Source organism: Hoylesella oralis ATCC 33269, from assembly GCF_000185145.2.
GTDB lineage: Bacteria > Bacteroidota > Bacteroidia > Bacteroidales > Bacteroidaceae > Prevotella > Prevotella phocaeensis.
The window spans coordinates 183,503-198,420 of record NZ_GL833116.1 but is presented as its reverse complement, the minus strand read 5'-3'; the positions used below and the strand labels follow the sequence as shown (position 1 = coordinate 198,420).

8 protein-coding genes, 1 tRNA gene and 1 other RNA gene are annotated in these 14,918 nt (G+C 44.6%); 7 read left to right on the top strand and 3 right to left on the bottom strand.

Annotated features, from left to right (window positions below):
• Positions 1-202: 202 nt before the first annotated feature.
• The 3 genes from HMPREF0663_RS00865 to HMPREF0663_RS00855 form a co-directional block, all read right to left on the bottom strand.
• On the bottom strand, positions 203-1,009 hold the full coding sequence (locus HMPREF0663_RS00865) for a TerB family tellurite resistance protein (RefSeq protein ID WP_004368136.1): 807 nt from the start codon (positions 1,007-1,009) through the stop codon (positions 203-205).
• A gap of 135 nt (positions 1,010-1,144) precedes the next feature.
• Positions 1,145-3,661 (bottom strand): glycoside hydrolase family 31 protein, encoded by a 2,517-nt coding sequence (locus tag HMPREF0663_RS00860; RefSeq protein ID WP_004368134.1) that lies wholly within the window; start codon positions 3,659-3,661, stop codon positions 1,145-1,147.
• A gap of 59 nt (positions 3,662-3,720) precedes the next feature.
• Complete coding sequence (locus HMPREF0663_RS00855) at positions 3,721-6,459, bottom strand: glutaminase family protein (protein ID WP_004368133.1); 2,739 nt, start codon at positions 6,457-6,459, stop codon at positions 3,721-3,723.
• A 780-nt stretch (positions 6,460-7,239) separates the two neighbouring features.
• Between HMPREF0663_RS00855 and HMPREF0663_RS00845 the strand changes: the two genes are divergently transcribed.
• From HMPREF0663_RS00845 to ssrA, 7 genes are all read left to right on the top strand, one after another.
• Entirely contained in the window at positions 7,240-10,773 is a 3,534-nt protein-coding gene (locus HMPREF0663_RS00845; protein ID WP_004368130.1) for a glutaminase domain-containing protein, read from the top strand.
• Positions 10,774-10,927: 154 nt separating this feature from the next.
• Positions 10,928-12,169: a sigma-54 interaction domain-containing protein gene (locus tag HMPREF0663_RS00840; RefSeq protein WP_004368129.1), complete on the top strand. Its 1,242-nt coding sequence runs from the start codon at positions 10,928-10,930 to the stop codon at positions 12,167-12,169.
• A gap of 10 nt (positions 12,170-12,179) precedes the next feature.
• Positions 12,180-12,719 carry an LptE family protein gene (locus HMPREF0663_RS00835; protein ID WP_050786857.1) on the top strand — a complete coding sequence of 180 codons (540 nt, stop codon included), beginning with the start codon at positions 12,180-12,182 and terminating at the stop codon, positions 12,717-12,719.
• Between the two features lie 20 nt (positions 12,720-12,739).
• Complete coding sequence (locus HMPREF0663_RS00830) at positions 12,740-13,480, top strand: DUF8458 domain-containing protein (RefSeq protein WP_004368127.1); 741 nt, start codon at positions 12,740-12,742, stop codon at positions 13,478-13,480.
• Positions 13,481-13,488: 8 nt separating this feature from the next.
• On the top strand, positions 13,489-13,905 hold the full coding sequence (gene secG / locus HMPREF0663_RS00825; RefSeq protein WP_004368126.1) for a preprotein translocase subunit SecG: 417 nt from the start codon (positions 13,489-13,491) through the stop codon (positions 13,903-13,905).
• Between the two features lie 93 nt (positions 13,906-13,998).
• A tRNA-His gene (locus HMPREF0663_RS00820) sits at positions 13,999-14,072 on the top strand.
• A gap of 388 nt (positions 14,073-14,460) precedes the next feature.
• Positions 14,461-14,861, top strand: a transfer-messenger RNA (tmRNA) gene (gene ssrA, locus HMPREF0663_RS11595).
• Positions 14,862-14,918: the final 57 nt, after the last annotated feature.

The following is a 14,918-nucleotide window of genomic DNA, read 5'->3' as shown; positions in this document are numbered from 1 at the left end:
GTGCCTGCTTACACAGGCACTCTATTTTGTTTATACCGGCTGTCTTACGACCGTATATCATAGGTGTAACCGCCTTATAGGTATAGTAATCTGCATGAATTGCCGAAAGCAAGACCTCTTGCGGGTTATTCTTACGAGATATGAACGAATTGTTCTATAACGCCGAAAAGAACACATTATGCACATCTCACTACGCTATAGCTCACAATCCCCTTGCTTTAAATATCTTTTCTTTGGCCTCATTGATTTCTTGGAACTTGCGTTCAGCAGCCTTACGCACATCTTCTCCCAACGCCGATACCCGATCCGGATGGTGCTTGAGCGCCATCTTTCGGTACGCACTTTTCACTTCTGCATCTGAAACATTACTCGAAATACCGAGCACTTTATAGGCTGCTTCAAGGCTACTGCCGCCATTCTGCAGGTTCAACATAGACTCTACATCTTCAACAGAGAGTCCCAATCCCGCACATACTTCTCGCAATGCTTCGATTTCCTGCATAGCTACATGTCCGTCGGCTTGGGCAATCATCACAAGAAAATTGAGCAACTGCAAGCGCTGCGAATAGTCCATGTTTGCTGCAATCTGCCTGCAAACACTGCCTATGGTTATACTGTACTGGCGCTCCCCCATCTGTTTTTGCTGCTCGAACAAACGGTGTACAATGCTTTCTCCTTGCACCACAGCCTCTTCTCCGAAGTTCTGTCGAAGAAAATTCCTTAGCATTTCCATCTCAGAATGCATGACTTTCCCGTCTGCCCTGATGATATAAGCTGCCAAGACAAGCAGACTGAACAGAAAAGAATTGCGCTGTCCTTCCTGCATCTGCTGCCGATAGCGGCCGCTTTGCCCAAAACTATCGGCTTTGCCCTGCCCCTGCATGTCGGCAACATTAACCGAATCTATTCCCTGATCGAAAAGCCAACCGAGCGCAAACCCTGCCAATGCGCCCAACGGACCGCCCGTAATAAAGCCCAAAAAGCCGCCTATCCATTTTCCAGATGCCATATATTTTCTATGCTGATAACCAATGTAAACGCAAATGTACGAACAAAAAGCGAGACTATTTGAACATAATGTCTTAAAAACAATAAAGGGATGCAACAAATAGTTGCATCCCTCACAGCTTACAGCCAGACAAAGTTAATAGGTTGCTTTTAGGAACTTTTCTACCCGTTCGTCATTAAGACCGTTGTTTTTCAATATCTGCGGTAGGTTCGCATAGTTCTTGCGGAACGCTTCGATATACTCTCTAAATCGATTAGGATAATAAGAAATCGCCCGTCCAGTAGACTCCATGGTGCCCAATTCCTCACCGAAAATGATCTCGGCATCATCGCGTTTGGCTGTAAGACAGTTCTGCTGTATGCGGCGGAACCGCCCAATGGTTCCGTCGGCCACATCGAGCGCATCTTGCGGATAGGTAATATTTATCTTCTTGGCCACGCTGCAATCTGTTTCGGGAACATCGATTATAAGCGTCAGATTATTGCCATCATACTCGAAATCGGCCTTCTGTCCGTTGATCATGATACTTTCAGGCACGACAGATGCCACAATTTTCACTTTGAAACGACGTGCAGAAGGCATATCCTTGTAAGAACCCTTACGCGCACCTATGCTTACCGTGAGCATATTTCCGTTGCGCTGTGCAGTCAACTCCGTTGTTGCATATTCATCGGCATAATTCTTATCGTTGCCATTATCCTCATACAATGAGAACTGTCCCTTAGTTCCGGGGTACACGGAAACCACTACCGGCTCGTCATTACCCTGCAAATTCTTCACCTTTCCATACATGGGAATAACAGAACCTGCCTTGATATAAAGCGGATATTCGTCGAGATGGAAGCTGCGCTCCACGGTTTGTCCGCCTTTAAGAAGCGTACCTGACGAAACTTCATACCAGTCGTTCCCCGCCGGCAGCCATACTTTTTCTTTAGAAGTTCCGTCTTTCATCGGCGATGTAATGGGATAAACGAGCATCTGATCGCCGAACATATACTCGTTCCTGTTATCGTATGCCTCATTATTTTCGGGGTAATCGTAGTACATAGGACGGCAAATAGCGATGGCATCGTCGTAAGTCTTGCGGGCCATGGTATAGATGTACGGCGCCAAAGCATAACGCTCGTCCACGATACTTCGAATTATATCGACCTTATGATAGTCGAATTCCCACGGTTCTTTATTAAGACCGGAATTCTTGGTGGAATGTGTACGAAGGATAGGACTCAACGCACCGAACTGCATCCAGCGGATATAAAGCTCGGGATCGATTGCAGAAACGCCGTAATGCCCCCCTATATCGTGGCTCCAAAAGCCGTACAACACGTTCGAGGCAGTAGAGTTAAAGTAAGGTTGATAGTCAAGTGAGCGCCAACTAATGATAGCATCGCCCGAGAATCCTATCTGGTAACGGTGGTTGCCTAGCCCTCCCCAACGATGATAAAGCATCGGTCGGCGGTCGTAGGTACGCTCCATATCGGTGAAAACCACATAATTCAGCCACCATGTATTGCTAAGTTTCGGGAATAGACGGTCGTTATTCCACTGTTGCCAGTCCAGCCACCAGAAGTCAACCCCATCCTTTTCCATCGGTCGGAGCTGCGTTTCGATCCATCCTTTCATAAAACGTTTATCGGAAGCCTGCCAAGCTATATCCTGTTTTGTGGCCGGATCGACGTCCATCCACTTAGCCATTTCGGGATAATGTTCCTCAAAATTCCTAATTCCATCGGCCGGATGAAGATTGAAAGTAGACTGCAGATGCTCGTCATCGAGCCATTTCAAGAAACCTTTCGGACTGGGGAACAGGCGTCGGTTCCACGTATAACCCGTCCATCCACCCTTTCCATTCTCGCGATAATGCCAATCTATATCTACTACCATCACATCCAAAGGCACATTGTAGTTTCTGAAATGGCTCACAAGATTGCGCATCTCATTATCCGAGTACGACCAATAGCGCGACCACCAGTAACCGAAAGCATAGCGCGGAGGCAGAGGCACCTTGCCCGAAAAGGCGGTAAAATCTTTCAAGGCTTTCTTATAATCGTGCCCATACGCCATGAAATACCAGTCTTGAGTATTACCCTCATTGGCACGATGGGCTACCCAAGGCCATTCGGAACGGTCGAATATATAGCTTTCAGAGTCATCTATGAAAGTCCATCCGCTTCTTGAAAGCAGACCGTCTTCTATCGGCATCGGCTCATTGTCGTGCATATTTCCGTCGTAACCGTCGAGGGTACGATAGGTACCTTTTAGGTTTTTCTCATCTTTCATACCGGGCTTCCACACAAACGGTATCGTTTTCTTTGCCTTAGGAGAGGCAATTTGCAGGTTATCTGCGGTAAACTTGCCCATACCTTTATTATATGTAAGTACAAACTGTGCCGTACTTATTTCTACTTTCCGCCCTTTATTCTGCACTTTAAATGCAGCTGCAGGATAATTTCTGTTCACGGCTATGAACGAATTATCATTCATAAACTGCCCGTCGGGAGCATATTCCATTCTGACAACTCCATCGGTAATCACGGAAATACGAACATTCTGATCCTGATAGGCCACATTTTTCTGTGCAGATACAGAGGTGAAAATGCAGCACACCGCGGCCAAAGAAAGGCCGAACCTATACACTGAATTGAATTTCATGAGTTTGATATTTAAGTTAATAATTATGTTCTGTCCGAAGAATTGCTGTGATCTTCACCTTATTTTAGAAAGACCTTTCTTACTTCACCATTAGCGTATTCTACGATATTGAGCCCTTTCATAGGTGCATTTATAGCTTGTCCGACGGCATTATAGCATGCCTTTATTTTGCTTTCCCCACCCGACGAACCCACATTAACGATACCCGCAGGAGGCAGAACCTTGGGCTCAAAGCTATCCATAAGTACCTTCATCCAATAGCCACCTATAACACTACGTGCCCGAAAACCTACCATATTGCCGCTCTTTGTATAATGCCAATCGCTGATAGGTACACGCGACTCGGTTTCATCAACATATTTGTAAACCAAATCGGAGAACTTCAGAAACGTCTCCTTATCAGGTGCCATCGATGCCGTCCACATAATCCAATCGCTCTTGGTATATTCCGAACGGTTATCGAGAGGCAGCCCGTACTTGTTCTGAATGGTAAGATAATAATCGATTTCGCGCTGCATGGCGTTATTAGGTATAATATTTATCTTCCATAGTTTATCCCATATCATATTGTATTTCTGGCTCCATGTTCCATCAAGATCAAGCGTCCGTTTATAGTGAGTGCCCGAGGCATCGAGGGCATCGTGCTCCCATTTGTCAGCCATACTTTTTGCTTTCGCCATATAGGTATCGTAGGTGGCTTGGTCGCCTTTTATCTTTGCCATCATTGCAAAGCCCGCCACACCCATGATGGCCTTTAATGAAAGGTTGGTATTATGGGTAGAACGTCCGGCAAAATCGTCTGTACAAAGCTGGTTTTCGGGGTCCTGACCGTACTCGGCCAAATAGTCTGTCCACTTTTTCAAGGTATCCCAAAAGCGTTCTGCGTATGTTGTATTTCCCTCGAGCATAGATATTGTCGCAGCCAGTGTTACGAGGTTTCCCGATTCTTCTATAGGCATATTACCGCCGAAACTGCCATTTACCTCCGGAAACCTAATGGCATAGTTCTGATTATTGGCCATCGGATAGTCTCCGAGGTCGTGTGCAGCAAAGGTAAATCCCCATCGGTCGGACTCACAATATTTAAATATGCTCGTCATCATAGCTTTCTGTAGCTCGTGGTTGTACTTCAAAAAAAGCGGAGACTCGGGGTATGTCAGGTCTACAGTATTGACAAAACCGCCGGAATTGTTCTCACGCGAGAAGAATAGCAGGTCTCCATCTCTGTCTTGAAAGAGCTTATGTGCGGCAATCACATGGCGGTAAGAGCCCGACAGTAGTTCGGCATATTTCACGTTACCGGCAGCTAAACCATCGTCGTAAATGGTCTTATCCAGTGCACGGCACTTGGTCATAATCTCGTTATAGTTATCGCGCATTTCTTCGAAAGCCTGATAAATCGTCTTGCCGTTGCGTGCCCAATAACCGGTATATTGTCTGTTAAGAAACTCTATATCTTTCACCTCGTTGTAACCGATCATCATAAAAGTAGAAGCATCGGTTACATCTCCGAAGTCGTGAGTATATGCCAAAAGCGGGTATTGCCCCTGTCTTTCTGCCACCACATTCGTCTTCGATGCAGCCGGAAGCCTGCCTTCGGCCGCAAAAGCGCGCTCTGCATCGTTCACAGAATATATTCCTGCCGTGCCGTTAATCTCCGGCAAATAAAGATACCCCCAGTCTATAGGGGTATGATCTCCCGTGCCATGCAGGGTTTGGTTGCGGTTACCGGTTCGATAATACCTAACGCCATTATTGGCTATTCGTCTCGATATCGTGGGATCATTGCGGTCGTTGACGGCAATCTGCGGACTTGCCGAGAAATATACCTGCACTTGGTGTTTGGCTCCATCGGTCGACCTTACCTGATAAGATACATAATTTATCGGTGTAGAAAGTAAGTCGAGATTATCGATCAGCATAGGTGCAGTAAAGACAACATCCAGCTCTACAGGCCCACAAGTAAAGGTATAATAGGTATTTGTTGCCAACACATCGACAGATTTCTGCACGGCATTCCGTATGTCGGGTACAGGTGTTTTCACGTTCTCATAAATTCCGAAGTCCACCAGAGAGCCGCCCATCCGGTTGAAGCAGTGGGCCGCAATCATATTTTCGCCTTCGGCAAGCAGGGCTTTATCGCTCTCTGTAAGGTGATAGACGAAGTTTTCGCCCCAATTATAACCGGTATCTATAATCTTCTTACGTCCATTCAGACCGCACAGATAAAGCTCGAAAATATCGTCATGTGAATATATAAGGTAAAGATCTTTCTTTAATTCCTCGGCTGTAATGCGGAACTTGCGCCGTATCCATATATTGGTATTATCGCCTCTCCATTCGGTTCGGATATACGAAGCCCTATACTCATCTGCATTACCAAAAGCCCCGAGGGCGGTATCCCAAGCACTATCGTCGAATGTCAGTGCTGTCCATCTCGACGAGACGGGCGATGTATTCGTGATTTTTGCCATCCATTGGTCGTCACATGCCATGGGTACGATAGCTCTGTCTAATATATACTCTTTCTCCTTACCCATGAAACGATACGTAATCCCGTCGACTCTCACCAATCCCTCTATGGGCTTTTCGATATCTTTGCCATACCAATAGCTGGTAGAACCCTCATTTAAGGCGTTATATGGTGACCATATCGAGAAATAAGGATCGTTTACGATTAACGGAACGGCCGGTAAACGCAAGCTGACAGACTTATACGGACGGAAAAACTCTGCGGTTTGTGCGTTCATTGTCAGTGCTATACATAAGGAGGCAATAAATGTCAAGTTGAATTTCATGTTGAGTCTGAATATTTAGAATTTATAGATTGCGAACTTGTTAGTAAGTCTTGATAGTTTCAATTCTTTGGTAAAAATAGAACGAACCGAATGCAATGGAACCTTTTCCATATTGCTAAGGTGAAGCCTAACTTCTGCAAAGATAAGTTATTTTCATTTAAAACCGCTCGTTTTCATGAAAAAAAATATGCTTACAGAGCATATCACGCCAATTTATTCGACTGCAATACCGGCGATATTGCATCTTGTTACAAAATTTATCATGACGAACAATACAGCACCTTTTTACCGTATATCGGCATTCACCTACACCCAATCTATCATGTTGCCATACTTATATCTTCAATACATACAACTTCCAAGCCCGATAAGCAGCCGCTCTATCGGCATTATACCATACATATATTCGCGACGTTTTTGAAAAACTTCTGCCCTATCTCCATAAAACGGTTTTCGTTTGCCTGCAGAACAGCACATACAAAGTGCCTCCCCCACTCCGTTACACCCTGTTTCTGCAGATGGCTTTAGTAATAAGAAATTCTATTTCTCGCAAACTTTATGTTAGAAAAAGCGAGAAAAAAAGATGAAAAAAATTTGTATTTAAAAAAAATATAGTATCTTTGCATCAGATAATCTAAATTGACTTACATCAAGAGAACAGACCGTATACTAAACGAAATTATCACTTAATCATCAACAACATCATTCGGATAGGATTCATCAGGTTCTTGCCTTCCCCATGATATCGATAAAAGAATCTCCCTTAAATCAGAAAAGAAGATGAAGAAAATTTTATCTCTCTTGGCGTTAGGAGCTGTATGTACAGGCGTTTCTGCACAGACAGATGTCTTCACGCCAGTACAGAAAAGCGATCTTCGCGCACCGTCAGTGCCTATAATCATGGCCGATCCTTATTTCCAAGTATGGTCGCCATACAACACATTGAACGGTGGTACAACCAAACATTACAACGGCAGCGACAAGAGTCTTGTCGGTTATGTTCGTGTAGACGGTAAATTTTACCGTTTTTTAGGGCAAGGTAAGTCGTGGTTCGACAAGAGTAAAGTCTACGTGCCCGCATCGGAATACGATCCTGAAAACCAATGGAATGCGGACGCAATGATCTATCAGGGCCCGAAATCGGAACCTTCTAACTACGGCGTCATATTGGGCACGCCGCCTAACGATGCCACAGGAAAGGCATGGTACGAGGCGGGATACGCGCTTACCAATGATGATGACAACGATACATGGTGGGAAAACAGGCAGTCGCCATTCAGTTCAGACGCAACTTACAAAGGAAAATCCAGCACTATATGGGCAAATGTCGACGAAACAGCCGACCTCTATCTGCGCCGCAAGTTCACTATAAGTAAAGAAATGTCAGGCAATATGTACTTAGCATGCGGGCATGACGACGGTCCGTGCGAATATTATATCAACGGACAACTGGTTTGGTCTATCCCTGACAATAATCCCGATTGGAACAATGCCGAAGTTGTTCTGCTTACACAAGATCAAAAGAACCTTATTAAAACCGATGGTTCGGAGAACATATTGGCTGTTCACGTGCATCAAGATTGGGGAGGCGCTTTTGCAGACTGCGGTATCTATGGCGAGAAGACCGATGCCGAAATAGCACTCGTTCCCATGGCCGATGCAGGTGCATGGAATGCCAAATACTCACTTGAAAACCTTACGGAAGATCCGGGATTTGCCTCTATCAATTACGATGGCGAGGCAGACATGCAAGACGGTAAGGGCGCATTTGGCGATGAAGGACAGGCTTACCGCCACACAGATTGGTCTGGCGACAATACGGATATTACTATACGCCGACACTTCACGCTAACAAAAGCCCCGGATCCTACGAAAACATACATCGTTAAGTTTCGTCACGACGATGAGTTTACGCTTTGGCTGAACGGAGACGGCAACGAGATTTACGATAACGCCAAAATAAAAGCGGCAAACGGCACGGTGATAATTCGCCGTGGAAATAATTCCGGCGGAACCGATTGTAATAAGGAATGGATGGACGGTATGCCGGCAGACATTCATGCCATAGTTCCTTACACTGGTAACACATGGACAGACGGCACACAATATATTACACGTGTGCTGACAGCCGAGCAAGTTGCGCTGCTTCACCAAGGCGATAACGTGCTGACTGCCTATGCTCATAACAACAGATGGGGCTCCAATGCCGACTTCGGTATCTACGAACTCGATGTTTACAACCATCCCACAGACGTTGCAACACAAAACTCTGTAAACATAACGGCAACGCAATCGTACTTTAACTTTACCGCCGGACCGGTAGACCTCGACGTTGTATTTACATCACCGCAGGTTATTACCGACCAAATAGCATTATCTACGCCTATTAATTACGTATCTTATCGCGCCAAGGCAAACGACGGTAATGCACACAGCGTGCAGGTTTATCTCGAGGCAACCCCGCAGATAGCTGTCGGAAACGATGCAAATAAGAACATTACAAACCTTGTAACGGCAAACGGTCTTACCTTTGTAAAAACGGGAACCACCGCACAGCAAATTCACAGAGCCGACCGCCAAAATTGGGGTTACCTATATATAGCTGCCGATCCGGCAAAGAACCAGACAATCGGTTTCGGCAATTATAAGTTGTCTTCCAACAACATGATGGCAACGGGCAATGTTCCTACCGTTGCAGACGGTACGACCTACCAATCGGAAGGCGGCACAGACGAGATGCCAATGATACTGTTCAAGCAAGACCTCGGTTCGTCTACAGAGGCTTCGGGCTTCACCATGCTCGGCTTCGATGACGAGGGCAAAGCAGTTAAGAACGTTGCAGCCAAGGCTACAACCGATAATGAAGGCAATCCGGTTGCAGAAAAGACCGAAATTCTGCCGGGCTTCTGGTCTACGAAATATAACTCTCTTACAGTAGCAATGGCAGACTATGCAGCCAATTATGATGCAAATATCAACGCTGCACGTACGATGGATAACACCGTTTATACTGATGCTAAGACAGCCGGCGGTACCAAATATGCCGAACTCTGTGCGCTGGCATACCGTCAGGTCGTAGCAGGCAACAAGCTCGTCCTTAACACCGATGGCAAGGCACTGAACTACACAACGGCCATCACCAGTGGAAACGACATTCAAACAATCGACGCAGTATTCCCCGAGGCACCGTTGTTCCTCGCCTACAATCCCGATTTGGCTGTCGCTACACTGAAACCTTACTTCAAATGGATGAACGAAAGAGGATGGACGAGAACAGATGTTCCTAACGATCTCGGTGTAGGCTATCCTATTGTTGACAACTTCCCGAATATAGATGAAGCTACCGGCACTATGATTGGCTATCCAAACCAAACTGAATGCACTGCCAACTTCGTGCTCGAAGCCGGTATGGCAGCAAAGCTCGGGGCTACTGACAAGACTTTCTTCTCTGATAACTACGATCGCTTTAAATCATTTACCGACTATCTCGCAGAAATAGTTACTCCGGCCAAGGAAGACGTGTTCAAACTCGAAGGTACAGCCGACAGTTTCAACAGTCGTATTGTCAACAACTCACATCTGTCGGCTAAAGCCATCCTTGCCGTTGCTGCATTCGGTGAAATTGCCAAAGCTGCAGGGCATGAGGACGAAGCTGCGCCCTACCTACAGAAGGCTAAAGACCTTGCCGCTAACTGGAAAGCAAACTATTTGGCCGATACGGACGATCACTACATTCAGGGATATTTCAATGACGGAAATGCCATCAAATGGGGCCAGAAATACGATTTGGCTTACGATAGAATGTTAGGCAGCGGTCTCTTCACAGATGTTATCAACACGGAAGTTGCTTACTATCTGACTCTTATACCTAACTTTAAATACGGCATGCCGATGGATGCACGTTACGACGGAAGCGTACCCGAATACGGTTATCGTGCAAAACTCGACGAGAATGTAATAGCAGCAACGCTAACCAATAATGATGCTGACTTTGCTAAATTGGTTGATCCGTGCTGGAATTATGTAAACGAAACGCCTAATCACTTCGCTCTACGCGACTATTACAACCCGAAGACCGCCGGAGGTTACGAGTTCCAAGCTCGTCCGGTTGTAGGTATGTTTTGGGCACCGGTAGTTGCCAAGAAGACCACAACGGCTATTGATAACGCCATTGTCGACCGAACAACGGCCGAGGATACCACCGGAAATGTTTACAGCATAGATGGTAGAATTGTTGCAAAGGGCGTAAAGAACCTCAACAACCTAAAGAAGGGTGTCTACATTTTCAAAGGTAAAAAGTTCGTTGTTAAATAAACTGATAGAATAATCCGTTTTATATCAAGAGGATGTATCTGTTGTTAGATGCATCCTCTTTTTTATTTTATACACAAATAAATATACCTTTTATATATTAAAATACTGCCAAAATTACAGCTATATCGAATAAATTACGTAATTTTGTCACCAAATGAACACTTCAGAACTGCAGAAAATAAAACAACGATACAACATCGTAGGCAATTGCGATGGATTGAATCGTGCGCTCGACATCGCTTTACAAGTGGCACCGACTGATCTTTCGGTACTGATTGTCGGAGAAAGTGGCGTCGGTAAAGAGATAATACCGAGAGTTATTCACGATAATTCTCCACGACGGAGGGAGAAATATTTTGCGGTAAACTGCGGTTCTATTCCCGAAGGAACGATCGACAGTGAACTTTTCGGCCACGAGAAAGGCTCGTTTACCGGTGCGATCGGCGAAAGCGAAGGTTATTTCGGTATCGCTAATAAAGGTACGATATTCCTCGACGAGGTGGGAGAATTGCCCCTCGCCACACAGGCACGGCTGCTCCGAGTGCTCGAGACAGGCGAATATATCCGCGTGGGCGGACAGAAAATCATGAAGACTGATGTACGCATTGTTGCCGCTACGAACGTAAATATGCAAAAGGCTATCAGTGAAGGAAGATTTCGCGAAGACCTTTATTATAGGCTGAATACGATTCCGATCATGATTCCTCCGCTCCGTGAACGTGGCGAAGATATTATTTTGTTGTTCCGTTTGTTTGCCATGCAGATAGCAGAGAAATACAGATTACCGAAAATTACACTGACTGATGAAGCCAAAGATATCTTACGGAACTACAAGTGGCCGGGCAATGTAAGACAGTTAAAGAATATTACCGAGCAGATATCTGTGTTGAGCAAAGACCGTTTGATTGATACAGACACATTGAAACTTTTCATTCCGCAAGACAAGGAAAGCATGCAGCTCGCCCCAATATCAGGCGGAGGCGCTCACTCTTACGAAAGCGAGCGAGAGATATTGTATAAGATATTGTATGAGTTGCGTGGGAATGTGAGTGATTTGCGGCGCGACATGAACGGCCTTCGAAAGCAATTGGATGAGGCGCGTAGCCTCAATGGTGCACAAGGTTTCGTAAACGTTAGCGGCAACCGATTAGACTCACCGGCATCCATCGTGCAAGATCATCATGCTATCAACTCCCGTTACCCTACTGCAGAAGAAGTAGAAGCTGAGGAAATAAACGATATGGAAAGCCTCAACCTAAGTGATCTCGGACGTCAGATGGTTGAGAAAGCGCTCGAAAGGAATGGCGGTAACAGAAAGAAAGCAGCACAGGAACTCGGTATTTCAGATCGTACACTGTACCGTAGGATCAAGCAATATGGATTAGAGAAAAATTGATCGTATGGGAATGAAACTATCTATAAAAAAATGTTTTACCGGCAATAGTCTGTATACATTTTGCGCTGTAATCGCCGTGATTGCGCTCTCGGCATGCTCCGTATCCTACAAATTCAATGGCGCCAGTATCGATTACAGTAAAACGAAAACCATTCAGATAGCAGATTTTCCTATCCGAAGCAGTTATGTGTGGGGACCGATGGGGCCGATCTTCAATAATCAACTGAAAGATGTATTTGCAAACCATACCAGACTGATACAAGTCAAACGCAATGGTGATCTGAAGATCGAGGGAGAAATTACCCAATATACACAAAGAAATAAAGCCATATCAAGCGAAGGCTATTCTGCACAAACAGAATTATCGATGACTGTCAACGTAAGATTTACCAACAATACCAACCATAAGGAGGATTTCGAACAACAATTCACAGCCACAAAGTCATACGAAACCACTCTAAGTCTGAATGCGGTACAAGAAGAACTTGTAACCCAAATGGTAAAAGAACTCACCGATCAGATTTTTAACGCAACGGTTGCCAATTGGTAATATCCTTAAACAGAAAAGATATGGATATCACGAAATTGATTTTACATCCCGATTTGATGGATCACGAAACGCTATACGATTTGCGTAGCCTGCTCGCATTGTATCCGTATTATCAGACGGCTCGATTGCTGCTATTGCAAAACCTTTATATTCTTCATGACACCAGTTTCGACGAAGAGTTGCGCCGTGCAGCGATATACCTTACCGACCGTAAAGTAATTTTCAATTTAGTAGAAGCCGCTCACTATAGAATAAAAAAGGAGAAGAAAGAAGATGAGAAAAAAGATATTCATGGCAACCGTACAATTTCTCTGATTGATGATTTCTTGGATAGTATACCGACTGAAAACAGCAATAAAGCCGGAAATCGGAAACCTACCCCAGCCGATGCGGCACTCGATTATGTATCATACTTGCTTGAAACAGAGAGCGAAGAAGAAAGAAAAGCCATAGAATTGGCACCACAACTAAAGGGGCAAAGCCTCATAGACGACTTCATATTCAAAGAAGGAGGAAAGATAACCCTGAAAGATAATCCGGAAACCGAGCCCACGGCAGAAGAATTGCCCGATAAAATTAAGGATAACGACGAAGAATATTTTACCGAAACTTTAGCTAAAATATACATTAAACAAGGTAGATATTCTAAAGCACTGGAAATAATTCAGCAATTAAATTTGAATTATCCAAAAAAAAATGCTTACTTTGCAGACCAAATGAGATTTTTAGAAAAATTGATTTTAAATAATAAAAACAAATAAATAACAAAATGATTTACACTCTTTTCGTAATTCTTATCGTTCTTGCATCGCTCTTAATGATAGGTATAGTACTCATACAAGAGTCTAAAGGAGGTGGTCTCTCGTCCAACTTTTCTTCATCGAATGCTATTATGGGAGTGCGCAAGACTACAGACGTAGTAGAAAAAGCAACATGGGGACTTGCCATTGCGATGGTGGTACTCAGCATAGCCTGTGCTCATGTAGTACCTAACGCCGTCACAGACAGCAGCGTGCTTGAGCAATCTGCCACCGAAACACAGACAACAAACCCGAATACTACACCGGGATTCGGCGCTTCCCAACAGAAAGCAGCTCCTACAGCAGGCACGCAGAACACAACATCAGCCACAGACAATGGTATACAGAACACCGTACCTAAAACACCGGAAGCACCTGCAAAATAAAAGGGAAACGACAAAAACATCGGGATTTATTTGGAGGTAACAAATAATTCCCGTATCTTTGCACCCGCTTTCAAGCATGAAAGTAATCACATGGTGGGTGTAGTTCAGTTGGTTAGAGCGTCAGATTGTGGTTCTGAATGTCGTGGGTTCGAGCCCCACCACCCACCCCTCCTAAGAAACAAGCGGAAATCCGATAAATAAAAGGGGGCCGCTTATTTTTTATCCGTTAACGGGCTATAAGAGTAGAGCATATCTTCCCCTGTCCTTTCATTTACCAAAGCTAAAGTGTGCAAATAATGCGCATATGTTATATATCTATCTCCACCAGATGCATAGCATATCACGATTAAACCATACACCTGTCGTACATAGGGTGTGTACCATCCCACCACAGGAAACGATTAGAAATGCGGAAAGAATATTTTATAATTCCACATTAATATTTTGCCTTTTCATGAAAAATAATCTCCTAAAAGCTGTTTACTTTAAAATAAATACGTATATTTGCAGGTGTAAAGAAACTTACAAAGCTGTTCAGTGGAACGTAGAAGTATCGGGGCTGTTTGGATTTGACAGCGGGATGAAATGGTATGTAAGCACGCGGAGACTCGTCGGCTATCTCCTTAATCAGAGCAGGCAAACAATTAATTGGCGAAAACAATTACGCTCTCGCTGCCTAATCGAAGCATAGTAGATTACTGGCTTTATCCTGTTATCAGATAATAGGACGAGACATCGCTCAAGAGATGTTGTTCCGAATCTTCTTGATAAAGCGGTGCAGGTAAATCGGAAATAGCATGCGTATGCCTCGCTGCGTATGTAAAATCTTAAGAGGATAAGGCTATGGTTGGTGGTTCAGGTCTTGCCGTAGCACGAAAACAAAGGCTGAAATAAGCGTGTAGAAAGCATATGGTTTCCCTGTTTGGACGCGGGTTCGACTCCCGCCAGCTCCACCCTACGTACTCTGAACAAGAGATTACAAGAAATTGATTAAATCAGATAATCGCCGTAAC